The sequence below is a fragment of the Streptomyces sp. CG4 genome, from assembly GCF_041080655.1.
GTDB lineage: Bacteria > Actinomycetota > Actinomycetes > Streptomycetales > Streptomycetaceae > Streptomyces.
This window is the reverse complement of the sequence record NZ_CP163525.1, coordinates 6,837,059-6,860,952: the sequence shown is the minus strand read 5'-3', so window position 1 is coordinate 6,860,952 and position 23,894 is coordinate 6,837,059. Positions and strand designations below refer to the sequence as shown.

Below are 23,894 nucleotides of genomic sequence, written 5' to 3'. Positions count from 1 at the left end.
AGGACGCCTACCGGTCGGACTTCTTGAACACCGCCACGGTGCGCGCCGGGACGGTGAAGGTGCCGGGTCCGGAGGCGTACGCGGAGGTCTTCACCACCGGGTCGGCGCCAGAGGCCTGCACCGGGTGCAGCCGGTAGTGCGTGCCGGCGAGGGCGCCGATCGTCTGCTCCTGCTGCCGCGGGGTGGCGTTGAAGACGACGACCAGGTCACCGAGGCGCATGGTGATCACACCCGGTGTCTCGTCCTTTCCCGACAGCGGGAAGGACAGTTCGTCCTGCACCTGCGCGGCGGTGGAGAGCGAGAACGCCTGCTCCGTCGTACGGATCCTCAGCAGATCCCGGTAGGCGGCGGAGGCGCCGGTGATCTGATCGCAGCCCACCTTGACCGTGGTCAACAGCGGCTTGGCGTACTCCCACGCGGACTTGTTGTCGGCCGCCATGGGCAGCCCCCGCCCGAAACCGTTGCCGTCGGCGCAGTTCCAGTGGATGGCGTTGAACCAGTCCCCGCTGTCGAAGGAGTTGCGGTCCAGCGACTTCGAGCGCAGCAGGTCGGTGCCGGCCTGGGACAGCGCCGGCCCCTGCGAGAGGCCGGCCGTGGCCAGCGCCAGGACCTGCATGCGGGCCCGGTCGGCCGCGCTGGTCCGCGCGGGCAGCTTGTAGGCCAGCGCGTCGAACAGCGACTCGTTGTCGTGCGCGTCCGCATAGGCGAGGGCGTCGCCGGGCGCGTCCGCGTAGCCGGCGGGCGAGCCGTTGTAGTCGATCTCGGAGCCCTTGGCCTCCTTGCCGTCGGTGTCGGTGAAGGTGAATGACTTCAGGTTGCCGGTCAGCCCGACCTTGATCAGATCCTGGTAGTGCAGCAGCCGGGCCTTCTGCTCGGCCGAAGTGCCGTTAGCTGCCGAGGAGTTGGGGTCGGTGTACAGCCCGGACGCGAAGCCCTGGACGCCGGGGTCGGAGTCGAAGGGGCTGCCGCCGCGCACCGCGTCCCGGGCCCGGTCGGAGAAGGTGGCAATGCCGGTGCCGGCCATGTTCGCCTGCGTGGCCTGGACGAAGCGGGCGTCGTTCGCGACCTCGCCGAAGTTCCAGCCCTCGCCGTACAGGATGATCTTCTTGCCGTCGACGCCGTCCTTGGCGACGGTCAGCGCGTCGAGCGCCTTCCTGACCGCCAGGATGTTGGCCTTCGGGTGGTGGCCCATGAGGTCGAAGCGGAACCCGTCGACCTTGTACTCCTTGGCCCAGGTGACGATCGAGTCCACGACCAGCTTGCCCATCATGGCGTTCTCCGGCGCGGTGCCCGCACAGCAGGTGCTGTTGGCCACGTTTCCGTCGGCGAGGAGCCGCTGGTAGTAGCCCGGCACGATCCGGTCCAGGACGGAGGTGTCCGCCTGGCCGCTCGCGGCGGTGTGGTTGTAGACGACGTCCATGACGACCCGGAGGCCGTCCTCGTTCAGCGCCTGGACCATCCTGCGGAACTGGACCGTACGGGCGGTGCCGTCCGGGTCGGTGGCGTACGAGCCCTCCGGGACCGTGTAGTGGTACGGGTCGTAGCCCCAGTTGTAGGCGTCCTTCGCGGCGGTCTTGGCCACGCACGCCTGCTGCTGCTCGGAGTCGGCCGGGTAGGAGGCCAGGTCACAGGCCGGGCTCTGCTGGTCGGCCTTCTTCTCCGGGACGGTGGCGAAGTCGAAGGCGGGCAGCAGATGCACGTACGACGTCCCGGCCCTGGCCAGCTCCCGCAGATGCCTCGACCCGTCGCTGTTCTTGTCGGTGAAGGCCAGATAGCTGCCCTGGTCCTTCGCCGGGACGGTCTTGTCCGCGACCGAGAAGTCCCGGATGTGCAGCTCCTGGATCTGCGCGTCCCTCATCGGCACGGCCCTGGGCTTGCGCAGCGACGACCAGCCGCCCGGCGCGAGGGACGAGTCGTCCAGGTCGACGACGAGGCTGCGCTCGGAGTTCGCGGTGAGGGCGACCGAGTAGGGGTCGGTGACCTTGTTGACGACCAGCTTGCGGACGCTGGGCGCCCAGACCTTCACGACGTACCGGTAGGGCTTGCCCTTCCAGGACGCGGGGCCGGTGACGGACCAGACGCCGGTGGTGCCGTCCCGGTGCATCGCCTTGACCGAGCCGTCCAGCTCCAGCGCGACGCTCTGCGCGGTCGGTGCCCAGACGGACAGGGTCGGCTTGCCGTCGTGGAACACCGGCCCGAGCGCGGCCTTGGTGGCGCCGGGGTACAGGTCGTCCAGCACCCCCGCGATCTGCACACCGGTCGCGGCCAGCACGGCACCGTTGGCGGCCCGCTGCGAGGCGACCAGTTGGCCGGTGAGCGCCGTAGGCACCCGGTCCCGGTCACGCGGGTCCACGGACCAGGCGGCGTAGTCCTTCAGGTGCGGGAACTTCGCCTTCTGGGCGTCGGTGAGCGTTGTCTTCTCCAGCCGGATCCAGCGCTCGTCGTCGCTGGTCAGCGTCCCGTCCTTGACGGTGATCGAGCCGTCGCGGGAGGAGAGCAGCTGGGTGGAGGCGGCGCCGTCGACGCCGTTCCAGGCGAGGGTGTTCCGGTCGATCCAGACCGCCTTGGACGTGCTCAGGTCGAGGGCGGCCGCGCTGCCGGCCGGCTGCGGGAGCAGGTGCTTCTCCTGGCCGTTCAACAGCCACACCTCGTAGCCGTCGGACTTGAGGTCGAGCGACTGGTCGGTGGGCAGATCCTTGTCGTCGCCCTTGTGGACGATGTAGCTGAGGCTGGTGGCACCCGCGGTGAGCGGCACCTCGAAGACCGCGCCATAGGCATCAGTCTTCACCGGCTGCAGCGGCTTCGACCAGTCGGTGGGGGTGGCGGCACCCGTCCAGACGTGCAGGCCCCAGCCGTCGTAGTTCCCGTCGGCCCGGTGGTAGTGGATGACGGCCTTGGTGGTGTCCTGCGCGGGATAGGCGGGCTTGGTCGTCAGTACGTCGGCCTTGCCCTGCTCGACCCACACCTCACCCGTCCTGGTGACGTCGATGCTCCGGTCGGTGGCGACGTCCTTGTTGCCGTTCTTGTCGACGACCAGGAAGCCGACGTTCGAGGCGCCGGGCTTGAGCTTGACGTACGCGAAGGCGCCGTAGGCGTCCCGGCCGACGAAGGGGTGGCCGGCCGGCCACTGGGTCGCCTCGCCGTCGGCGAGGTCGCCCCAGGCGTACAGGCCCCAGTTCGCGTAGTCGCCGTCGGTGCGCTTGTAGTGGACGATCGCGTAGTCCCGCGCGGAGGCCGTGGGGGCCGGGGTCGCGGGCGGGGTGCCGGAGGTGCTGCTCGCCGTGGCGCTCGCGGTGTGCCCGGCGGAGTCGACGACGACGGCCTTGTAGCGCAGGGCGGCCCCGGCGGGTACGGCGGTGCCGAGGGGCTGGGTGACCTTGTACGGGGCGTGGTCGGCGGAGCCGAGCACCTGCCACTGGGCGTCGCCGACCTGCGCGGCGAAGACGACCCGGTTCAGCTGTCCGCCATCGACGTCAGCGGTGAGGCCGACCGTGCCGGTGGCTCCGGCGGCCGGGGCCTTGAGGGTGATCGTCGGCTTGGTGGCGGGCCGGTCGAGGGTGCCGGTGGCCTTGTAGACGACGGCGGACTCGACCGGGACGGTGACGGTGACCTGGTGGTCGGCGCCGGTCCGCACGGAGCCGTCCGCGCCGTAGATCCCCCGGTACGACGTGTCCGCCGCCCCGGTCGCGAAGGTGGCCGTCTTCGCCGTGTCCGCGTTGTTGAGGGCGACGACGTACTCCTGGCCGGTCTTCGCGTCCGTGCGGGTGAAGGCATAGATCCCGGCGCCGTCGGCCGCGTAGCGCTCGGTCTGGACTCCGTCCGTCAGCGCCGGGTTGGCCGTGCGGAGCCTGGACAGTTCGGCGATCTCCCGGTACAGCGGGGCGTTCGGGTCGTAGGAGTCACTGGCGTGGGTGCGCGTGGTACCGATCTCGGTGTCTTTGAGGTAGTCGGGGACCTTGGAGGCGAACATGGTCTGGCGGGCGTCCTTGTCGCCGCCGGGGCCGGTGAAGCCCTGCTCGTCGCCGTAGTAGACGACCGGGTTGCCGCGGCTGAGGAACATGAGCTCGTTGGCGAGCCGGTCCTTCTTCAGGATCTCGGCGTCGGTGGCCTTCGGGTTGTCCTGCTTGAGGAAGGAGCCGATGCGGCCCATGTCGTGGTTGCCGAGGAAGGTGACCTGCTCGTACGCGTTGGCGTTGTCGGTCGTGTACTTCCAGTCGTCGCCGAAGACGCTCGCGAGCCGCTGGGCGCTGCCGCCCTGGGAGGCGTAGGCGCGCGCCGCGTCCTGGAACGGGAAGTCGAGCGTGGCGTCGAGACGGCCCTGGGTGACGTACGGGGAGGTGACGGAGGTGTCGGCGGAGTAGACCTCGCCGAACATGAAGAAGTTCTTCCGGCCGTGCGCCGCCGCGTACTTGTCGAGGGCGGTCGCCCACTGCGTCCAGAACGGCATGTCGACATGCTTGACGGTGTCGATCCGGAAGCCGTCGACGGCGAAGTCCTTCACCCACCGTTCGTAGATCTGCTCCATGCCGTGGACGGCCTCGGGGCGCTCGGTCCACAGGTCGTCGAGGCCGGAGAAGTCGCCGTAGGTGGTGGACTCGCCGGCGAACGTCGAGTCGCCCCGGTTGTGGTACATCGTCGGGTCGTTGAGCCAGGCCGGGACCTTGCTGTTGCTGGTGACCTTCGGGGTGTACGGGAAGGAGCCGGTGCCGACGGCCGGGAACTTCCTGGTGCCGTCGGCGTAGTCGCTGTCGTCGAAGGGCCTGCCGTCCTTGGTCAGGTAGGGGAAGGCGCCCTTGGAGAGGTAGCCGGAGGACTTCTCCTCGTAGTTGACGACGTCGGCGGTGTGGTTGGTGATGACGTCGAAGAAGACCTTCATGCCCTTGGCGTGGGCCTGGGAGATGAGGGTCTTGAGGTCCTGGTTCGTCCCGAAGTGCGGGTCGACCTGGGTGAAGTCGGTGATCCAGTAGCCGTGATAGCCGGCGGAGACGTTGGCACCCGTGCCCTGCACGGGCTTGTTCTTGAAGATCGGGGCCATCCAGATGGCGGTGGTGCCGAGCCCCTTGATGTAGTCGAGCCGCCGGGTCAGGCCCTTGAGGTCGCCGCCCTGGTAGAAGCCCTTGTCGGTGGGGTCGTAGCCGGTGGAGAGGCGGGATCCGGTGAGGCCGCCCTTGTCATTGCTCGTGTCCCCGTTGGCGAAACGGTCCGGCATGACGAAGTAGAACTGCTCGCGGGTGTCGCCGTGCCGGGCGGGCCGGGCGGCGAGCGCCGCGTCCGAGGGGGGTGCGGGCGGGGTGGGTGCGGCGTGTGCCGCGAGTGGCTGGATCAGGGCGGCGGCGAGGGCCACGGCGGCCACGGCCGCGGCCCGTCTCGCTCTGGGTATCACGCGGTAACTCCTAGCGAATGCGGCTCTCTTGGGTCCGACCCCGCGTGACCGTATCCCCGACGAAAGCTTTACAGCAAGAGTCTTGAAACTCATAGCAAGAAGTTTCAACGTCAACCTTGACGTGCCCTTCTCAACTGCCGCACGCTCACCGGTTGTTGAAGGCTGTCCCTTCTTTTGGAGCCGCACATGATCCTTCGGAGCCGCACATGAGCAGACACCGACCCCCGGGTGTCCTCCGCCGCACCGCGACCGCCGCGGCCGCGGGCGCCCTCGCACTGGCCGGAGCCATGGCACTTCCCGCGCCGGCCGCGCAGGCGGACACCACCGCCAAGGGCGATGTGATCGCCAACCTGTGGGAGTGGAACTGGGACTCGGTCGCGAACGAGTGCACGAACATCCTGGGCCCGGCCGGTTACGGCGCGGTCCAGGTGGCACCGCCGGCGGAGTCCCTGAAGCAGTCGTCGTACTACTGGTGGGACGTCTACCAGCCGTACTCGTACCGCCTGAACAGCCGTTTCGGCAACCAGGCGAAATTCAGCGCCATGATCACCGCGTGCCACAAGGCGGGGGTGAAGGTCTACACGGACGCGGTGATCAACCACACCGCCGCGCAGACCGGCACCGGCTACGACGGCAGCACGATCACCAACAAGTACGAGACCCCCGACTGGACCCGCTCCGACTACCACGACGCGTCCGACTGCCCCACCTCCGACCTCACCATCCAGGACTACTCCAACCTCACCCAGGTCCAGAACTGCGAACTCCTCGGCCTGCCCGACCTCAGGACGGGATCGGACACGGTCCGCGCCGGGCTCGCGAACTACCTCAACTCCCAGCTGGCCCTGGGCGTCGACGGCTTCCGGATCGACGCGGCCAAGCACATCCCCGAGACCGACATCGCGGCGATCGAGGGCAAGCTGACGAACACCACGTCGGGCTCGGCACCGTACGTCTTCCAGGAGATCTACCCGGGCGCGACTCCCCGGCCGAGCGACTACTACGGCACCGGTGACGTCCTGGACTTCACCTACGCGTCCAAGCTCAAGTCGGCCTTCCAGGGCAACGTCTCCGACCTGTCCTCGATCGAGAGCAGCGGCATCCTGCCGGCCGCGAACTCGGTGTCGTTCGTGACGAACCACGACACGGAACGCAACGGCCTGCACCTGTCGTACAAGGACGGCGACACCTACAAGCTGGCGAACCTCTTCCAGCTGGCCTACAAGTGGTCGACGCCGACGGTGTACGCCAGTTGGGAGTGGACGCAGAGCGACCAGGCCCCGCCGAACTCCTCGGGCTTCGTCACCGGCACGGACTGCTCCGGCGGCGCCTGGTACTGCCTGGACCGGGACACCGGTGTGGTCGGCATGGTGGCCTGGCACAACGCGACCGACACCGCCGCGGTCTCCGACTGGCAGACCAAGTCGTCCGACGTGATCGGCTTCGGCCGCAGCGGCAAGGGCTTCTTCGCCCTGAACAACGGGACTTCGCCGGCGACGTACACCTTCGCCACGGGCATGGCGGACGGCACGTACACGAACGTGATCGACGGCGGAAGGACGACGGTGACCGTCTCCGGCGGCAGCGCGTCGATCACCGTCCCGGCGAAGGGCGCGGTCGCCTTCTACAACTCGTCCTACACCTGCGCGGTGGGCTGCTCCGGCGCGGGCGGCGGCTCGGGCGGCACGGTGAACGCCACGTTCGACGCGTACGCGCCCACGACGTCCGGCACGAACGTGTACGTGGTCGGCTCCCTCGCGGCACTGGGCAGCTGGGACACGTCGAAGGCGATCCAGCTGTCCCCGTCCGGGTACCCGGTCTGGTCGGGCGAGGTGAGCGTGCCGGTGAACACGTCCTTCGCCTTCAAGTACCTCAAGAAGGACGGCTCGGGCAACGTCACCTGGGAGTCGAACGCCAACAGATCGGCGACGACGACCACGTCCGCACTGACGCTGAACGACTCCTGGAACGTGGCGGACACCGACGCCACCGACGTCACCTTCAGCGAGAACGCGACGACGGACTGGGGCACCAACGTCTACGTCACGGGCTCGATCCCGTCCCTGGGCTCCTGGAACACGGCCGACGCCGTCCCGCTGTCCTCGGCGTCGTACCCGGACTGGCGCAGGCTCGCCATCGTCCCCAAGAGCACGTCCTTCGCGTACAAGTACGTCAAGAAGGACGGCTCCGGGAACGTGACCTGGGAGTCCGGGGCGAACCGCTCGTACACGACGGGCAGTTCGTCCGGCTACACGACGAGTGACACGTGGAAGTAGCTCAGCAGCCGGACTTCCCCGAATAGATCGCCAGTGCCGTGTTGGCACCCAAGGTGGCGGTGAACTGCCCACTGGAGTTCACCGTCACCGTCGTGCCGTTCTGGACGTCGCAGTACGTGCCGGCGGACAGCGACGTCTGATAGGTCCTGGTCAGGCTGCCGGTCTCGTGGTTGATCGCCACGTAGCCCTTGTCGCCCCGCCCGAAGGCGATCGCGTTGTTCCCGTTGTCCCACCAGTTCGAGACGGCCTGGCCGTGGGTCGTGTTGCGGAAGGCGACCATGGACTTGATCTCCGGCCAGGCGTGCTGGCACTTCCAGCCGTTCTGCCAGCAGGCGCTCACCTGGCCGTTGTCGGGCGGACCGGCGTCCGCGTCGGACCATTCGTAGCCGGAGTTGATGTCGGGCGCGCCGTAGGGCCAGGCGAGCATGAAGACGTTGGCCAGGGTGTAGTTGGCGCCGTCCTTGTAGTTCAGGGTGCTGCCGTTGCGTTCGGTGTCGTGGTTGTCGACGAAGACACCCGCGACCGAGCTCTTCAGATAGCCCCAGCCCTCGCCGAAGTTGGTGAGGTAGGCCAGCTTCTCGCTGTTGAAGACGCGCTTGAGGTCGTAGGCGTAGCGGAACTCCTGGACGTCTCCGTTGCCGGTGTACTCGGAGGGCTGGACGGCCTCGTTCGCGCCGTAGATGACCTCCTGCTTCCAGTAGACGGAAGGGTTCGTCAGGCGGCTCTTGATGTTGGCCAGGTCCTCCGCCGGGATGTGCTTGGCCGCGTCGATGCGGAAGCCGTCCGCGCCCAGCGACAGCAGGTCGTTCATGTAGCCGGCGATCGTCTTGCGGACGTGCTCCTCGCCGGTGTCCAGGTCGGCCAGGCCGACGAGTTCGCAGTGCTGGACGTTCCAGCGGTCCTGGTAGTTGCTGACCGGGGAGGTGCAGTCGTCGAAGTCGGGGTACGAGTACAGGCCCGGGTAGTCGTACTTCGTATACGTGGAGCCGCCGGTGCCGGTGCCGCTGCCCGCGGACATGTGGTTGACGACGGTGTCGACGACGACCTTCAGGCCGGCCGCGTGGCAGGTGTCGATCATGTTCTTGAAGGCGGTGCGGTCACCGAGCCTGCCCGCGATCTTGTACGACACCGGCTGGTACGAGGTCCACCACTGCGGGCCCTGTATGTGCTCGGCGGGCGGGGAGACCTGGACATAGCCGTAGCCCGCGGGGCCGAGGGTGCTGGTGCACTCGCGGGCCACCGAGGCGTAGTTCCACTCGAAGAGGACGGCGGTGACGTCCTTGGGCCCGGGTGGCGAGGCATCCGCGGTGGTTGGGGTCATGACAAGGACGGCGGCCGTGAGGGCGACCGCCCCGGAGAGGGTTCTGCGTGCCATGTGGGGGTTCCTTCGACGTTGAAGGCTTGGGGAGCCCGCTGAAGGCGCTTGCTGAAATATTTCAGCAAACTTGCGGTGACGCAGATGTTAAAGGCCCGCTGCCTGAAAGACAGCGGGCCGTTGTGAAGTTGATGCAAAAACTTCTGGACGGGTCGTCAGCTCGTGGTGAACCACACCGTCGTGTCGGCCGGCACCTTCGTCTCGCCGTCGGCCTCGGTCACCTCACCGCTCGCCAGCAGGACGCGGCCGTACGCCGGGGTCGTCACCGGCTCCCCCGTGGTGTTCGCCACGCACACGAACTCGCCGCGCCGGAAGGCCAGGACGCCCTCGGGGGCGCGCAGCCACTGCACGGTGTCGCCGGCGCCGAGGCCGGGGTGGGTTCGGCGGGTGGTCAGGGCCGTGCGGTACAGCTCCAGGGTCGAGCCGGGGGCGCCGGTCTGGGCCTCCACGCTCAGTTCGGACCAGCTCTCCGGCTGCGGGAGCCAGCTGCCGCCGGTGCCGAACCCGTACGAGGAGCCCGTACGGGTCCAGGGGATCGGGACGCGGCAGCCGTCGCGGAAGCCGTCCTGGCCGGCGCCGCGGAAGTACGCCGGGTCCTGACGCACCTCGTCGGGGAGGTCCACCACGTCCGGGAGGCCCAGTTCCTCGCCCTGGTAGATGTAGGCCGAGCCGGGCAGCGCGAGCATGAGGAGGGTGGCCGCCCGCGCCCTGCGCAGGCCCAGGTCGCGGTCGCCGGCCGTGCGGATCTGGGTGCCCAGGCCGGGCGGGTTGGCGAAGCGGGTGGCGTGGCGGGTGACGTCGTGGTTGGAGAGGACCCAGGTGGCCGGGGCGCCTACCGGGCGCATCGCCTCCAGGGTGCGGTCGATGACCGTACGGAGTTCCTTCGCGTCCCATTCCGTCGACAGGTACTGGAAGTTGAAGGCCTGGTGGAGTTCGTCCGGGCGGACGTAGTGGGCGGTGCGCTCGACGGTCGGGGTCCAGGCCTCCGCCACGAAGATGCGCTCACCCGCGTACTCGTCGAGGATCCCGCGCCACTGGCGGTAGATCGCGTGGACGCCGTCCTGGTCGAAGAACGGCATGACATCGTTGCCCAGCAGTTTGAGCTGCTCGTGCGAGCCGAGGTCGGGCAGGCCGTCGGCCTTCACCAGGCCGTGGGCCACGTCGATGCGGAAGCCGTCCACGCCCATGTCCAGCCAGAAGCGCAGGATCGAGCGGAACTCGTCGCCCACGGCCGGGTGTTCCCAGTTGAAGTCGGGCTGCTCGGGCGCGAAGAGGTGCAGGTACCACTCTCCGGCCGAGCCATCGGGCTCCGTGACGCGCGTCCAGGCGGGGCCGCCGAAGATGGACTCCCAGTCGTTGGGCGGCAGTTCGCCGTTCTTCCCCTTGCCGGGGCGGAAGTGGTAGCGCTCGCGCAGCGGGGAGCCGGGGCCCTCGGCGAGGGCGCGCTTGAACCACTCGTGCTGGTCGGAGGAGTGGTTGGGCACCAGGTCGACGATGACGCGCAGGCCGTGGTCGTGGGCGTCGCGGATCAGCGCGTCGGCGTCCAGCAGGTTGCCGAACATCGGGTCGACGGCGCGGTAGTCGGCGACGTCGTAGCCGGCGTCGGCCTGCGGGGAGGCGTAGAAGGGGCTGAGCCACACGGCGTCGACGCCGAGGTCGCGCAGGTAGGGCAGGCGGGAGCGAACGCCTTCCAGGTCGCCCATGCCGTCGCCGTTGCTGTCGGCGAAGCTGCGCGGATAGACCTGGTAGATGACCGCGTCCCGCCACCAGTCGCGGCGGCGGTCGGCTACGGCGGCTGTGGCGGAGTGGGGGGCCGGTGCGGCAGGGTGCTGCTGGCTCATGGCGTCCTTGATGCGTAAGGGAATTCGGGCATGGGCGCGTGGGTACGGCGGTGGATGCCGGGGACCGGGGGTGTGCGAGGCGGCCGCGGTGTCAGCGGGGTCGGATGGATACCACGGCCGCCTACCCGCGCGGAGTTCGCGCGGGAGCCTCTCTTGCGATGCGGGCGTCAGCCCTTCGTGCCGCCCGCGGTCAGGCCGGTGACGAGGTTCTTCTGCACGAGGTAGAAGAACACCGACACGGGTATCGCGATCAGCACCGCGGTGGCGGCCATGTAGTTCCACTGGGCGTCGTGCTCGCTGACGAAGGTCTGCAGACCGACGGCGAAGGTGTACTTCGAGTCGTCCAGCATGAAGGTCGTCGCGAAGGCGACCTCGCCGACCGCGGTGATGAAGTTGTAGAAGGCGGCCACGGCCAGGCCCGGGCGGGCCAGCGGCAGGATCAGCCGGAAGAAGGTGCCGAAGGGGGTCAGTCCGTCCACCCGACCCGCCTCGTCTATCTCGAAGGGGATGGTGTCGAAGTACCCCTTGAGCAGCCAGGCGCTGTACGGCACGGCCGTGGTGCAGTTGATGACGATCAGCGACCAGTAGGTGTCGATGAGGTCGAGCTCGCTGAAGATCTCGTACATCGGCACGATCAGGATGGCGATCGGGAAGGCCTGGGTGAGCAGGAGGACCCACATCAGCGACTTGTAGCCGGGAAAGCGCATGCGCGAGACGGCGTAGCCGGTGGTGGCCGCGACGAAGACACCGATGAGGGTGGTGCCGAGGGCCACGATCATCGTCGACTTGAACCAGTCGAAGAAGGCGGTGTGCTGCAGCACGAAGCCGTAGTTGGAGAAGGTGAGCTTGCCCAGGATCTTGCCGGGGTGCAGGTAGTCGTCCTTGTCCGGGCCGAGGGACAGGAAGATCAGCCAGGCCACCGGGGCCAGCGCGATGAGGCTCGCGAGGGCGAGGCCGCCGTGCAGCAGGGTGGCGCCGAGCGGGCCGCGTTCGCCGCGCCGGCGGGTGCGGCGGCGGGGCTCGGCGGTGGGGGCGGGGGCGGGCCCGGTGCCGGTCTTCTCAAGGGTCGTGGTGCTCATGGCGGCGGCTCCTGCGGCGTCAGACGGCGAGCTGGTCATTGCGCTTCAGCCAGCGGAAGTAGAAGGAGGTGAAGACGGTCAGGATCGACAGCAGCAGGACGCCGTACGCGGCGGACTGGGCGAAGTCACGCGGCTGCTGTCCGAAGCCCAGGTAGTAGGCCCAGGTGACGAGGATCTGGGCGTCGGGCGCACCGGTGGGGCCGAACAGCAGGAAGATGATGGCGAACTGGTTGAAGGTCCAGATGATGCCAAGCAGGACGACGGTGGAGCTGACCGAGCGCAGGCCGGGCAGGGTGACGTGCCGGAACTGCTGCCAGGCGCTGGCGCCGTCCATCTCCGCGGCCTCGTAGAGGGTGGAGTCGATGGACTGCAGGCCGCCGAGCAGCGAGAGCATCATGAACGGCACACCGCACCAGGTGTTGACCATGATCGCGGCGGATCGCTGCCAGAAGGTGTCCTCCAGCCACTGCGGCTGGGGCAGGTGGAGCGCGCCGAGGAACTGGTTGAGCGCGCCGGAGTCGGCGAGCATGATCCGCCAGGAGAAGACGGTGACGAAGGTCGGCACGGCCCAGGGCAGGACCAGCAGCAGGCGGTAGAAGGTGCGGCCGCGCACCTTCTGGTTGAGCATGAGCGCGAGGCCCAGGCCGATGGTGTAGTGCAGGGCCACGCAGGCGGCCGTCCAGAAGACGGTCCACAGGAAGTGCGACCAGAACCGGTCGTAGGACAGCGGGCCGAACAGGATGTCCTTGTAGTTGCCGATCCCGATGAACTTGTACGTGGCGTCGATGTGGTTGACGCCGATCGTGCGCGCCGAGTTGAGGCTGTTGGCGTCGGTGAGGGTCAGATAGAAACCGCGCAGCAGCGGGTAGCCGACGATGACGCCGAGCACGATGACGACCGGCGCGATCATCGCGTAGGCGTACCAGTGCTTCTGGAGTCCGTGTCTGATGCGCTGGCCCAGGCCGGGCCGCGGCGCGCGGTCACCGCGGCGGTTGCCGGTGGCGCGGTCGATGGCGACTGTCATGTTCGACACCTTCGGAGGTTCAGGGGGCGGGCCTGGGCACAGGCCGGTGGCCGTCGGATCCTTCCCCCCTCAGAGAGGATCCGACGGCCACGCGGGCTCACTTGCTGAAGTCGGGGACCAGCTTGGCGATGGCCACCTCGGCGTTGCTCAGACCCTGGTCGAGGGACTCCTTGCCGCCGGCGACCTTGGGCAGCTCGATGTCCAGCGGACCCCACAGGGAGCTGTACTCGGGCAGGGCCGGGCGGGGCTGGGCGGCGCCGAGGACGCCCTGGAAGCCGGCGATGCCGGGGTCGGCCGTGACCTTCGCGGTGTAGGCGTCGGAGCGGGTGGGCAGGGTGGAGTTCTTCAGGGCGATGGTCTCCTGGGAGGTCGCCGAGGTCATGAACTTCAGGAACTTCAGGGCCGCGTCCTGGTGGGCCTTGTCGGAGCCGGCGTAGACGGACAGGTTGTGGCCGCCGGTCGGGGCGCCCGCCTTGCCGCTGGAACCGGCCGGGACGACGGCGATGCCGAGGTTGGACTTGTCCTTGAAGGCGCTGCCCTTGTAGATGTTCGTGATCTCCCAGGGTCCCTGGACGATCGCGGCGACCTTGCCGTTGACGAACGCGTCCTGGATGTGGGCGTAGGCGTCGGCGGTGGTGTCGGCCTTGTGCAGGCCCTTGCCGGAGAAGGTGCTCAGCCAGGTGCCGTAGGCCTTCTTGGCGGCGGCCGAGTCGACGGTGATCTTCTTGGCGGTGGCGTCGACGGTGTCGGTGCCCTCGCCGTAGAGGAAGCTCTGGGCGTAGTAGGCCTGGGTGGAGCCCCAGTAGCCGTCGGCGCCGGTCTTGTCCTTGACCTTGGCGGCATCCGACTTCAGCTCGTCCCAGGTCTTGGGGGCGTCGGTGATGCCGGCCTTCTTGAAGAGGGCCTTGTTGTAGACGAGGGCGAGAGTGTCGGTGACCAGCGGGACACCGTAGGTCTTGCCCTGGTACTGGGCCTGCTTGATCAGGTTGGGCTGGAACTTGGCCTGGTCGGCGAGGGCCTCGGTGCCGTCCAGCGGCAGGAAGTAGCCCTTCTTCGCGAAGGCCGGGGTCCAGCCGACCTCGGAGCGCAGGATGTCCGGGGCGCCCTTGGAGCCGGCCGCGGTGTCGAACTTGTTCTGCGCCTGGTCGAAGGGCACGTCGACGTAGTTGACCTTGATGTTCTTGTTGGCGGCCTCGAACTGCTTGACCAGGGCCTGGTACGTCGGCGCCTCATTCGTGCCGTTGGAGGTGTCCCACCAGGTGAGGGTGACCGGTCCGTCCGACTTGCCGCTGTCGCTGGTCCCGCCGCCGCAGGCCGTCGCCGCCAGGGCGAGGGACGCCACCAGCGCGGAGGCCGCTATGCCACGCCGCATGAGTTCTCCTTGAGGGGTTAAGCCCGAGTGAGGCAGGGGCGGTCCCGTCCACCGTCCCCGCGGTCTTGCCGACTGCGCCGTTGCGGCGGCCGGGCGACAGGGAACGTAACAGCGATGTAAGCGTTCCGAAAGACCTTGCAGAAAAAAAGTGCAAGGGAACACGATGGTTACCCCGCCGTGACCCGTCATCGACCCCCGCGCAACCGCGCATTGAAGCCGATGGGGCGGTACGGACGGCACTTGTGCAAGACTCTGCAAGCTCTTGCCACCAGATTTTCGAGGGAGCGCGATGAGGCAGCAACCCACGGCGGGCCGCCCGGCCGGCCGGGCCCGGCGTTCGGCCGGTGTGCAAGGCGTCATACGACCGGTACAGTCCAGTGCCGTGACCACACGGCTTGCCGACATCGCTGCGCAGGCGGGGGTGAGCGAAGCGACCGTCAGCCGGGTCCTCAACGGGAAGCCGGGCGTCGCCGCCACCACCCGTCAGTCCGTGCTGGCCGCGCTGGACGTCCTCGGCTACGAGCGCCCGGTCCGGCTGCGGCAGCGCAGCGAGGGACTGGTCGGGCTGATCACGCCGGAGCTGGAGAACCCGATATTCCCGGCGTTGGCCCAGGTCATCGGCCAGGCGCTGACCCGCCAGGGCTATACGCCGGTGCTCGCCACGCAGACGCCGGGCGGGTCGACCGAGGACGAGCTGACCGAGATGCTCGTGGACCGCGGGGTCGCCGGGATCATCTATGTCTCCGGGCTGCACGCGGACACCACCGCCGACATGCAGCGCTATGAGCGGCTGCGGGCGCAGGGCGTGCCGTTCGTGCTGGTGGACGGTTTCTCGCCGAAGGTGCAGGCGCCGTTCATCTCCCCCGACGACCGGGCCGCGATGACGCTCGCGGTGACCCATCTGGTGTCGCTGGGGCACACCCGGATCGGGCTCGCGCTCGGGCCGAAGCGGTTCGTGCCGGTGCAGCGCAAGATCGAGGGTTTCGTGCGGGCGATGCAGGAGCTGCTGGGGCTCGCCGCCGAGGTGATCGAGACCGAGCTGATCCAGCACTCGCTGTACACGCTGGAGGGCGGCCAGGCGGCGGCCACGGCGCTGATCGAGCGGAACTGTACGGCCGTGGTGTGCGCCAGCGACATGATGGCGCTCGGGGCGATAAGGGCAGCCCGGCAGCGGGGGCTGGAGGTGCCGCGGGACGTGTCGGTGGTCGGCTTCGACGACTCCCCGCTGATCGCCTTCACCGATCCGCCGCTGACCACCGTCCGCAAGCCGGTGCCGGCGATGGGGCAGGCCGCGGTGCGTACGCTGCTGGAGGAGATCGGCGGGACGCCCGCGCCGCACAGTGAGTTCGTGTTCATGCCGGAGCTGGTGGTGCGCGGTTCGACCGCTTCGGCACCGAATGTCGTTCGTACGTCGTAGAACGTGCGGGGCGGACCCAACCTTGGGATGATCTGGCGAGGAAGGCTTTTCTGGCAGACTCTGTGCCTATGAGTGACTCGTCCGTGACAGAGCTGGAAGGTCGCGAGGAAGTGGCCGTTCCGCGGCCCGTCACGGATGAGCGTGGCCCAGGGGGGCTGCCGGGTGTGCTGGGCCGGCTGCGGTCTCCGCGGCGGCCCCGGCTGTGGTTCGAGATCCTTCTGATCGCGGTGAGTTACTGGACGTACTCGCTGATCCGCAACGCGGTCCCGGAGCAGAAGGCCGAGGCGCTGCGCAACGCGGACTGGATCTGGCGGGCCGAGCACCATCTGGGCATCGCCGTCGAGCAGTCGGTCAACCACGCGCTGAACTCGGTGACTTGGTTGATCATCGGGATGAACTACTACTACGCCACACTGCACTTCATCGTCACGATCGGTGTCCTGGTGTGGCTGTACCGATGGCATCCCGGCCGCTATGCGGCGGCCCGGCTGGTGCTGTTCGCGACGACGGGTGTGGCCCTGCTCGGTTACTACCTGTTTCCGCTGGCTCCGCCCCGGCTGATGCGCGACGGGCAGTTCGTGGACACGGTGGTGGTGCACCACACCTGGGGCTCGATGGCCTCCGGCGATCTGAAGCACATGTCGAACCAGTACGCGGCGATGCCGTCGATGCACATCGGCTGGTCGCTGTGGTGCGGGCTGACGATCTTCGCGCTGGCGTCGGTGCCGTGGGCGCGGGTGCTGGGGCTGCTGTATCCGACGGCCACCCTGCTGGTGATCGTTGCCACCGCCAACCACTTCTGGCTGGACGCGGTGGGGGGTGTGCTGTGCCTGGCGTTCGGGTTCACGGTGGCGCGGGCGTGGTACGGGGCCGTGCCGTATGCGCTGCCTCGGGTCGTGCGGCGGTGGGGGGCGACGGCCGAGCCTGAACCTGAGCCCGAGGTGGCTCGGGCTTAGCGGATCGGTTTGTGTCCTCGTGGTGCCTGCCGGTGGTCGCGCTGCGTGTCGTCGTCACGTCGAGTCGCCGTAGAACAGTTCCTCCACCACCGTGCGTGCCCGTCGCGTCGTACGGCGGTACGCGTCCAGCATGTCTCCCGCGTGACCGGCGCCGTAGCCCAGGTAGCGGCCCACGGCCGCCAGCTCCCGGGGCTCGGTGGGGAAGGTGTCCCCGGCGCGGCCGCGTACCAGCATCACCGCGTTGCGCACCCGCGTGGCCAGCACCCAGGCCTCGTCCAGGATCTCCGCCTCCTCGGCCGACAGCAGCCCGGCCTCGCGGGCCGCGGCCAGCGCCCCGCGGGTGCGGGTGGTGCGCAGGCCGGGGTGGTCCCAGCCGTGCCGGAGCTGGAACAGCTGCACGGTCCACTCGACGTCGGACAGGCCGCCCGGGCCCAGCTTGGTGTGCAGCTTGGGGTCGGCGCCGCGCGGCAGGCGCTCGGACTCCATACGGGCCTTCAGCCGGCGGATCTCGCGGACGGCCTCCTCCGCGAGGCCGTGCCGTGGGTAGCGCAGCGGGTCGATCAGTTCCGTGAAGCGCCGGCCCAGGTCCTCGTCCCCGGCCACCGGTTCCGCCCGCAGCAGCGCCTGGGACTCCCAGACCAGGGACCAGCGGCGGTAGTACGCCTCGTACGCCTTCAGGGTGCGCACCAGCGGGCCCGACTTGCCCTCCGGGCGCAGGTCGGCGTCGATGAGCAGCGCCGGGTCGGCGCTGGGCAGCTGGAGCAGGCGGCGCATCTCGGCCACGACCTTGTTCGCGGCGGCCGCCGCCTCATGCTCGTCCACGCCGTCCTGCGGTTCGTGTACGAAGACGACGTCCGCGTCGGAGCCGTAGCCCAGCTCGTGGCCGCCGAACCGGCCCATCCCTATGATCGCGAAGCGGGTGGGGAGCGTGTCGCCCCAGCCGTCCCGGACCACCGCGCGCAGGGTGCCCGCGAGGGTCGCGGCCGTGAGGTCGGAGACCGCCGCGCCGACCCGGTCCACGAGGGCGCCCTGGTCGGCCTCGGCGTGGTTGTTCTCCGTGCCGTAGGAGTCGACGATGTCGCCGGCGGCGGTGCGGAACAGTTCGCGGCGGCGTACCCCGCGGGCCGCGGTGACCCCCTGCTCGGCGTTCTCCGCGCGGCCCACCGCGGCCAGGATCTCCTGCTCCAGCGGCGCGCGCTCGCGGGGCTCCAGTCCGCCGCCGCCGTCGCCGTCGCCCAGCAGGGCCACCGCCTCGGGGGCGCGCATGAGGAGGTCGGGGGCGAGGCGGCCCGCCGACAGGACGCGGGCCAGGTTCTCCGCCGCGGCGCCCTCGTCGCGCAGCAGGCGCAGGTACCAGGGGGTCTTGCCGAGCGCGTCGGAGACCTTGCGGAAGTTCAGCAGGCCCGCGTCCGGGTCCGCGGAGTCGGCGAACCAGCCGAGGAGGACGGGCAGGAGGGTGCGCTGGATGGCCGCCTTGCGGGTCACGCCCGAAGCCAGGGCCTCCAGGTGGCGCAGGGCCGCCGCCGGGTCGGCGTAGCCGAGGGCGATCAGGCGTGCGCGGGCCGCTTCGGCGCTCAGGCGGGCCTCGCCGGGGGCGAGTTGGGCCACCGCGTCGAGGAGCGGGCGGTAGAAGAGCTTCTCGTGGAGCCGGCGTACGACGCCCGTGTGCCGCTTCCACTCCCGGATCAGCTCCGCCGCCGGGTCCGTGCGCAGGCCGAGCGAGCGGCCCAGACGCCGCTGGTCCTCCTGCTCGACGGGGACCAGGTGGGTGCGGCGCAGGCGGTAGAGCTGGATGCGGTGTTCCATACTGCGCAGGAAACGGTACGCCTCGTCGAGGCGGGCGGCGTCCTCGCGGCCCACGTAGCCTCCGGCGGCCAGGGCCTGGAGGGCGTCCAGGGTGGTGCCGCTGCGCAGGGCGGGGTCGGTGCGGCCGTGGACCAACTGGAGCAGCTGGACGGCGAATTCGACGTCGCGGAGGCCGCCCGGGCCGAGTTTGAGTTCTCTTTCGATCTCGGACGCCGGGATGTTCTCCACGACCCTGCGGCGCATTTTCTGGACGTCCGCGACGAAGTTGTCGCGCTCCGCCGCCGTCCAGACCATCGGTTCCAGTGCGTCGACGTACGCCTGGCCCAGGTCCGCGTCGCCGGCCACCGGGCGGGCCTTGAGCAGGGCCTGGAACTCCCAGGTTTTCGCCCAGCGTTGGTAGTAGGCGAGGTGGGAGGAGAGGGTGCGGACGAGGGGGCCGTTGCGGCCCTCGGGGCGGAGGTTGGCGTCCACCGGCCAGATGGAGCCCTCGACGGTCGTCTCCGAGCAGATCCGCATCAGGTGCGAGGCGAGGCGGGTGGCGGAGGTGAGGGCCTTGGCCTCGGTGGTGGCTTCGGTCGCTTCCGCTACGAAGATCACGTCCACGTCGGAGACGTAGTTCAGTTCGTGGCCGCCGCACTTGCCCATCGCGATCACCGCGAGGCGGCAGGCGGCGGCGTCCTCGGGGGCGTGCGCCTGCGCTATGGCCAGGGCCGTGCGGAGGGTGGCGGTGGCGAGGTCCGCCAGTTCTGCGGCCGTCTCGGCGAGGTCCGTGGTGCCGCAGACGTCGCGGGCCGCGATGGAGAGGAGGCAGCGGCGGTAGGCCACGCGCAGGGAGACGGGGTCGGTGGCGCCGGCCAGGCCGCGTTCGAACTCCATGAGGCCCGGGTGCAGGTCCTGCGGCTCGTACATGACCAGGGCCTGCCAGTCGGCGGGGTGGCGGGCCAGGTGGTCGGTGAGGGCGGCGGAGGCGCCGAGGACGCCGAGGAGTCGGTCGCGGAGGGGCTTGGCCGCGATGAGGGTGTCCAGCAGTTCGCGGTGGGCCGTGGGGCCGTCCTGGGCCTCCAGGAGGCGGACCAGGCCGTGCAGGGCGAGGTCGGGGTCGGCGGTGGCGCCCAGGGCTTCCAGGAGGAACGGGTCGTCGCGGACGGGGGCGAGTTCCGGGCCGTCCAGGAGGCGCTCTGCGGCGGAGGGGTCGGTGAAGCCGTGTCGGAGCAGGCGGGTGAAGGTGCTGCTCCTGCGGCCCGGCGTCATGCTCGGCCTCCCCTGCGATATCGGTCTTCCTGGCCAGAGCCTAACCGGAACGGGCGGAGGTGACTGCGGACGCCTGCGGCGGGCCTTGGGGGGGTGGGGGGTGCGGGTGGGGGGTGGATTGCGGGGCCTGCGGCCTGCGGGGGCGTGGTCGTGGGTGGCTGCGGGCCTTGTGGGTGCGGGTGCGTGTCGTGGGTGGGTGCGGGTGCGTCGTCGTGAGTGGCTGCGGTCCGCATATGGGTGGCCGTGGTTCCTGTGGGTGCGCGCGTCTCGTCGTGGGTGCCTGCAGGTGCGTGGTCATGTGCCTGCGGTCCGCTGTGTGTCGGTGCCGCGGCGGGTGGCGTCCGTCCTCGGTCCGGCGGGCAGTTGCTTGATGGGGTGTCCGGGGTTTTCGCCGGCCGCTGCGGGCGGACACCACCCGCCACGTCCCCTTCCCGCCGTACGCGGCTTGAGGCAGCAGTTCATCTGGTCTTCACCTTTTCGGTTGGGTGCCGTGAGGCAGGGGAATATTGGCGTGTGCATGCTCTGTCCGCATCACCAACCCCATCCCCCACCCCGGAGGTTGATGTGTCCGGCAGTTCCGTGTACCGCCGTGCCCGTACCGTCGTGGCGTCCTCAGCGGCCCTCGCCGCGGCCGCGGTCGGGCTGTGGACCGGGGTCGGCGAAGGGTCCGCGCACGCCGCGGGCGCCGTGCCGACTCCGGATCACGTGGTCGTCGTGGTCATGGAGAACCACGCGTACAGCCAGGTCATCGGCTCCTCCAAAGCCCCGTACATCAACTCGCTGGTCTCGGGAGGTGCCAGCCTGACGCAGTCGTACGCCGAGACCCACCCGAGCCAGCCCAACTACTACGCCCTGTTCTCCGGTTCGACGCAGGGAGTCACGGACGACAGTTGTGTCGATCCGGGCTTCTCGTCGGCCCCGAACCTGGCGTCCGAGGTGATCGACGCCGGCCGTACCTGGGCCAGCTACAACGAGTCGCTGCCCAGCGACGGTGCGACGGATTGCAGCAGCGGCGACTACGCGCAGAAGCACAACCCGTGGTTCGGGTTCGGCAATGTGCCCACGTCGAGCGCGAAGACGTTCGACGAGTTCCCGACGGACTACTCCACGTTGCCGCAGGTGTCGTTCGTGACCCCGAATCTGTGCAGCGACATGCACGACTGCTCGGTGTCCACCGGTGACACCTGGCTGAAGGACAACCTGGGCGGCTACGCGAGTTGGGCCAAGACCCACAACAGCCTGCTCGTCGTCACCTTCGACGAGGACAACCGGCTGAGCGGGAACCGGATCCCGACCGTGCTGTACGGGCAGCCGGTCGCTGCCGGGTCGTCCAGTTCCACGACGTACAACCACTACGACCTGCTGCGCACCCTGGAGGACAGCCAGGGGCTGACCTCGCACGCGGGCAACGCGGACTCCGCCAACGACATCACCGGCATCTGGGCCTCGTGACGTGTACGTAGCGGACAGCCGCGCAAGCGCGCCGGCGTCCGCGGACGGTGCCGTCCGGCCCGTGGCCGGGCGGCGCCGTGCCGCGATCGCCCCAACCGTGTTCGCGCTCGGAACGGTCAGTCTGGTGACCGATGTGTCGAGCGAGATGGTCACCGCCGTTCTGCCGTTGTACCTGGTCACCGGGCTCGGTCTGTCGCCCTTGGGGTTCGGGCTGCTCGACGGCGTCTACAACGGGTTCTCGGCCCTCGTGCGGCTGGTGGGCGGGCATCTCGCGGACCGCGGCGGCGGGCGGCACAAGTGGGTCGCCGGGGTGGGGTACGGCATCTCCGCCGTGTGCAAGCCGTTGCTGCTGGTCGCTCATTCGCTGACGCCGATCGGGCTGGTTCTGGCCGCCGACCGCACGGGGAAGGGGTTGCGGACCGCTCCGCGCGATGCGCTCATCTCGTTGTCGAGTACGGCCGAGACCCGGGGGCGTGCCTTCGGGGTGCACCGGGCGATGGACACGGCCGGGGCGCTGCTCGGGCCGCTGGTCGCCTTTCTGATCCTGCGGGCGACCGTCGACGGGTACGACGCGGTGTTCACCGTCAGCTTCTGTGTCGCGGTCGTCGGTGTGCTGGTGCTGGTGCTCTTCGTGCCGGGCGGGCGGGGTGACGCGGTCCCGGTCGAGCGGCCCACCCTGCGGGGTGCGGTGGGGTTGTTGCGGCGGCGTGAGCTGCGGCGGATCACCGTGTGCGCGCTGCTGCTGGGGCTTGCCACGGTGAGTGACTCGTTCGTCTATCTGCTGCTGCAGCGCCGGCTGGGTGTGCCGGACCGGTGGTTCGCCCTGCTGCCGCTCGGGACGGCCGCCTCGTTCCTGCTGCTCGCGGTGGTGCTCGGGCGGCTCGCGGACCGGGTGGGCCGGTGGGCCGTGTTCGTGGCCGGGCACGGTGGTCTGCTGGTCGCATACGCGTTGCTGCTCACGGCGTGGCGCGGCTCGGCGCTGCCGTATGTCGTCCTCGCCCTGCACGGCGCCTTCTACGCGGCCACCGACGGGGTGCTGATGGCGGCGGCCTCGGACGGGGTGCCGGAGGCGCTGCGCTCGTCCGGGCTGGCCCTCGTGCAGACCGGGCAGGCCATGGCCCGGTTCGCCTGCTCGCTGCTGTTCGGTGCGGCCTGGACGGTGTGGGGCGACCGCGCGGCGCTGGCGGGGGCGGCCGTGGCGCTGGCCGCTTGTGCCCTGTTCTCCCTCACCCTGCGCCCGAAGGGGACGGTGCCCGCATGACCGTACGCAACCGCGTCCTGATCCTGGTCTCGGCCGTCGCCGTGCTGGCGGCGATCGGGGTCGCGTCGGTGCTGCATGCCTCGGCCCGGGCCGACCGGCGCGACCACACCCAGGCGGGCGGTCCGCGGGTCACGCCGGGGGCGGTGACGCTGACCGGGCAGGGGTCGCTGCTCTTCCGGAACATGGCGTGGGGGCCGCATAGGGACGAGGTCGTCAGCGTTCCGGCGGGCGATCCGTCGGGGGCGCGCACCGCGTCGGGCGTCAAGTGCCTGCGGTTCTACGCCGCTTCGGGGACGGGTGTGTGCCTGCAAGCGGTGCATGGGGCGGTTTCGGACACGTACCGGGCGCTGATTCTGGACGCTCGGCTGCGGACCGTGCACACGTACGACGTACCGGGGATTCCGTCGCGTGCCCGGGTCTCCCCCACCGGGCACTTCGCCGCCTGGACGGCGTTCGTGGGCGGTGACAGTTACGCCGGTACGAACTTCTCGACGCGTACGGCGATCGTGGACACCCGGAGCGGCCGGCTGATCCCGTCGCTGGAGGACTTCCGGATCGTCAAGGACGGGCATCCGTACCGGGCGCCGGACGCCAACTTCTGGGGCGTGACCTTCGCCCGCGACGACCGCACCTTCTACGCGACGCTCGCGACCAAGGGCAGCACCTATCTGGTGCAGGGCGATCTGCGCGCCCGTACCGTCACGACCCTGCACGCCGATGTCGAGTGTCCCTCGCTCTCGCCCGACGGGACGCGGATCGCCTACAAGAAGCGGGTCAAGGGGCTGCCGAAGGACGCTCCTTGGCATCTGTACGTCCTCGACCTGCGCACCATGCGGGAGACCCCGCTGGCCGAGCGGAGGAGCGTGGACGACCAGGCGGTGTGGCGGGACGCCCGTACGGTCGTGTACGCGCTGCCGGGGGACTACGGCGCCGATCTGTACCAGGCTCCGGCCGACGGGTCGGGGGCGCCGCGGCGGATCACCGAGGCCGCCGTGTCACCGGCGTACGTCGGATAGCCATACCGGCCGCGGCCGCGTGACCTGGGCGGATCCGGTGTCGTTGACCAGGCTATGAAGAAGATCACCGCTCTTGCCGCGCTCACCGCGGCCGGTCTCGGGTTCGCCGCTCCGGCCCACGCCCACGACGGCGACCACGGCCGTATCAACATCGCCGGCCGGACCCTGTCCGGGAACAAGATCTGCCAGCAGGCCCTCGGACTGGTTCCCTTCGTCGTGCCCGGGACCAGCCAGCCGGTGTACGACGCCTGCAACAACCGCGACCACGGCGGTCAGGTGAAGCCCCGGCCCGGTCACGTGCAGCAGTACCAGGAGACCAACTCCGAAGCCGACGCGGGGTGACGCCCGGCCCGGCCGAGAAGGACCTGCCGGGCCGAGAACACCC

14 protein-coding genes are annotated in these 23,894 nt (G+C 69.7%); 7 read left to right on the top strand and 7 right to left on the bottom strand.

Translation table 11 applies throughout. The features are described 5' to 3' along the window. Positions 1-7: 7 nt before the first annotated feature. Complete coding sequence (gene pulA, locus AB5L52_RS31310; protein ID WP_369367304.1) at positions 8-5,383, bottom strand: pullulanase-type alpha-1,6-glucosidase; 5,376 nt, start codon at positions 5,381-5,383, stop codon at positions 8-10. 206 nt (positions 5,384-5,589) lie between these two features. Here pulA and AB5L52_RS31305 point away from each other — a divergent pair, with 206 nt between their 5' ends. Then, positions 5,590-7,659 (top strand): carbohydrate-binding module family 20 domain-containing protein, encoded by a 2,070-nt coding sequence (locus AB5L52_RS31305; RefSeq protein ID WP_369367303.1) that lies wholly within the window; start codon positions 5,590-5,592, stop codon positions 7,657-7,659. Between the two features lies 1 nt (position 7,660). Here AB5L52_RS31305 and AB5L52_RS31300 read toward each other — a convergent pair whose 3' ends face one another. The 5 genes from AB5L52_RS31300 to AB5L52_RS31280 form a co-directional block, all read right to left on the bottom strand. After that, complete coding sequence (locus AB5L52_RS31300; protein WP_369367302.1) at positions 7,661-9,034, bottom strand: alpha-amylase family protein; 1,374 nt, start codon at positions 9,032-9,034, stop codon at positions 7,661-7,663. 155 nt (positions 9,035-9,189) lie between these two features. Continuing rightward, positions 9,190-10,875, bottom strand: a complete 1,686-nt coding sequence (locus AB5L52_RS31295) for a glycoside hydrolase family 13 protein (RefSeq protein WP_351018371.1) — start codon at positions 10,873-10,875, stop codon at positions 9,190-9,192. A gap of 167 nt (positions 10,876-11,042) precedes the next feature. Next, positions 11,043-11,954, bottom strand: a complete 912-nt coding sequence (locus AB5L52_RS31290; RefSeq protein WP_351018374.1) for an ABC transporter permease subunit — start codon at positions 11,952-11,954, stop codon at positions 11,043-11,045. A 19-nt stretch (positions 11,955-11,973) separates the two neighbouring features. Beyond that, on the bottom strand, positions 11,974-12,978 hold the full coding sequence (locus tag AB5L52_RS31285) for a sugar ABC transporter permease (protein WP_351018377.1): 1,005 nt from the start codon (positions 12,976-12,978) through the stop codon (positions 11,974-11,976). A 97-nt stretch (positions 12,979-13,075) separates the two neighbouring features. Beyond that, positions 13,076-14,350 (bottom strand): extracellular solute-binding protein, encoded by a 1,275-nt coding sequence (locus AB5L52_RS31280; protein ID WP_369367301.1) that lies wholly within the window; start codon positions 14,348-14,350, stop codon positions 13,076-13,078. A 382-nt stretch (positions 14,351-14,732) separates the two neighbouring features. On the opposite strand from AB5L52_RS31280, the gene AB5L52_RS31275 reads away from it, so the two are divergent. Next, a complete protein-coding gene (locus tag AB5L52_RS31275; protein ID WP_351018383.1) occupies positions 14,733-15,767 on the top strand; it encodes a LacI family DNA-binding transcriptional regulator in 1,035 nt (344 codons plus the stop codon). 68 nt (positions 15,768-15,835) lie between these two features. Continuing rightward, positions 15,836-16,723: a phosphatase PAP2 family protein gene (locus AB5L52_RS31270; protein WP_351566200.1), complete on the top strand. Its 888-nt coding sequence runs from the start codon at positions 15,836-15,838 to the stop codon at positions 16,721-16,723. Between the two features lie 54 nt (positions 16,724-16,777). Here the strand turns inward: AB5L52_RS31270 and AB5L52_RS31265 are convergent, their stop codons facing one another. Beyond that, on the bottom strand, positions 16,778-19,780 hold the full coding sequence (locus AB5L52_RS31265; RefSeq protein WP_369367300.1) for a bifunctional [glutamine synthetase] adenylyltransferase/[glutamine synthetase]-adenylyl-L-tyrosine phosphorylase: 3,003 nt from the start codon (positions 19,778-19,780) through the stop codon (positions 16,778-16,780). A gap of 564 nt (positions 19,781-20,344) precedes the next feature. Here AB5L52_RS31265 and AB5L52_RS31260 point away from each other — a divergent pair. Genes AB5L52_RS31260 through AB5L52_RS31245 form a run of 4 tightly spaced genes read left to right on the top strand, consistent with a single transcriptional unit; the run spans position 20,345 to position 23,851 of the window. After that, on the top strand, positions 20,345-21,232 hold the full coding sequence (locus AB5L52_RS31260; protein WP_351566194.1) for an alkaline phosphatase family protein: 888 nt from the start codon (positions 20,345-20,347) through the stop codon (positions 21,230-21,232). A 1-nt stretch (position 21,233) separates the two neighbouring features. Beyond that, a complete protein-coding gene (locus AB5L52_RS31255; protein WP_369367299.1) occupies positions 21,234-22,493 on the top strand; it encodes an MFS transporter in 1,260 nt (419 codons plus the stop codon). Continuing rightward, complete coding sequence (locus AB5L52_RS31250; protein WP_369367298.1) at positions 22,490-23,509, top strand: TolB family protein; 1,020 nt, start codon at positions 22,490-22,492, stop codon at positions 23,507-23,509. The genes AB5L52_RS31255 and AB5L52_RS31250 overlap by 4 nt, the downstream gene beginning before the upstream one ends. A 54-nt stretch (positions 23,510-23,563) precedes the next feature. Beyond that, positions 23,564-23,851: a hypothetical protein gene (locus tag AB5L52_RS31245; protein WP_351018400.1), complete on the top strand. Its 288-nt coding sequence runs from the start codon at positions 23,564-23,566 to the stop codon at positions 23,849-23,851. Positions 23,852-23,894 lie beyond the last annotated feature (43 nt).

What these genes read in the sequence shown, in the direction of transcription:
- AB5L52_RS31305 (WP_369367303.1), top strand. Translation starts at nt 5,590, where the DNA reads ATGAGCAGACACCGACCCCCGGGTGTCCTCCGCCGCACCGCGACCGCC.
- AB5L52_RS31300 (WP_369367302.1), bottom strand. Translation starts at nt 9,034, where the DNA reads ATGGCACGCAGAACCCTCTCCGGGGCGGTCGCCCTCACGGCCGCCGTC.
- AB5L52_RS31295 (WP_351018371.1), bottom strand. Translation starts at nt 10,875, where the DNA reads ATGAGCCAGCAGCACCCTGCCGCACCGGCCCCCCACTCCGCCACAGCC.
- AB5L52_RS31290 (WP_351018374.1), bottom strand. Translation starts at nt 11,954, where the DNA reads ATGAGCACCACGACCCTTGAGAAGACCGGCACCGGGCCCGCCCCCGCC.
- AB5L52_RS31285 (WP_351018377.1), bottom strand. Translation starts at nt 12,978, where the DNA reads ATGACAGTCGCCATCGACCGCGCCACCGGCAACCGCCGCGGTGACCGC.
- AB5L52_RS31280 (WP_369367301.1), bottom strand. Translation starts at nt 14,350, where the DNA reads ATGCGGCGTGGCATAGCGGCCTCCGCGCTGGTGGCGTCCCTCGCCCTG.
- AB5L52_RS31270 (WP_351566200.1), top strand. Translation starts at nt 15,836, where the DNA reads ATGAGTGACTCGTCCGTGACAGAGCTGGAAGGTCGCGAGGAAGTGGCC.
- AB5L52_RS31265 (WP_369367300.1), bottom strand. Translation starts at nt 19,780, where the DNA reads ATGACGCCGGGCCGCAGGAGCAGCACCTTCACCCGCCTGCTCCGACAC.
- AB5L52_RS31250 (WP_369367298.1), top strand. Translation starts at nt 22,490, where the DNA reads ATGACCGTACGCAACCGCGTCCTGATCCTGGTCTCGGCCGTCGCCGTG.
- AB5L52_RS31245 (WP_351018400.1), top strand. Translation starts at nt 23,564, where the DNA reads ATGAAGAAGATCACCGCTCTTGCCGCGCTCACCGCGGCCGGTCTCGGG.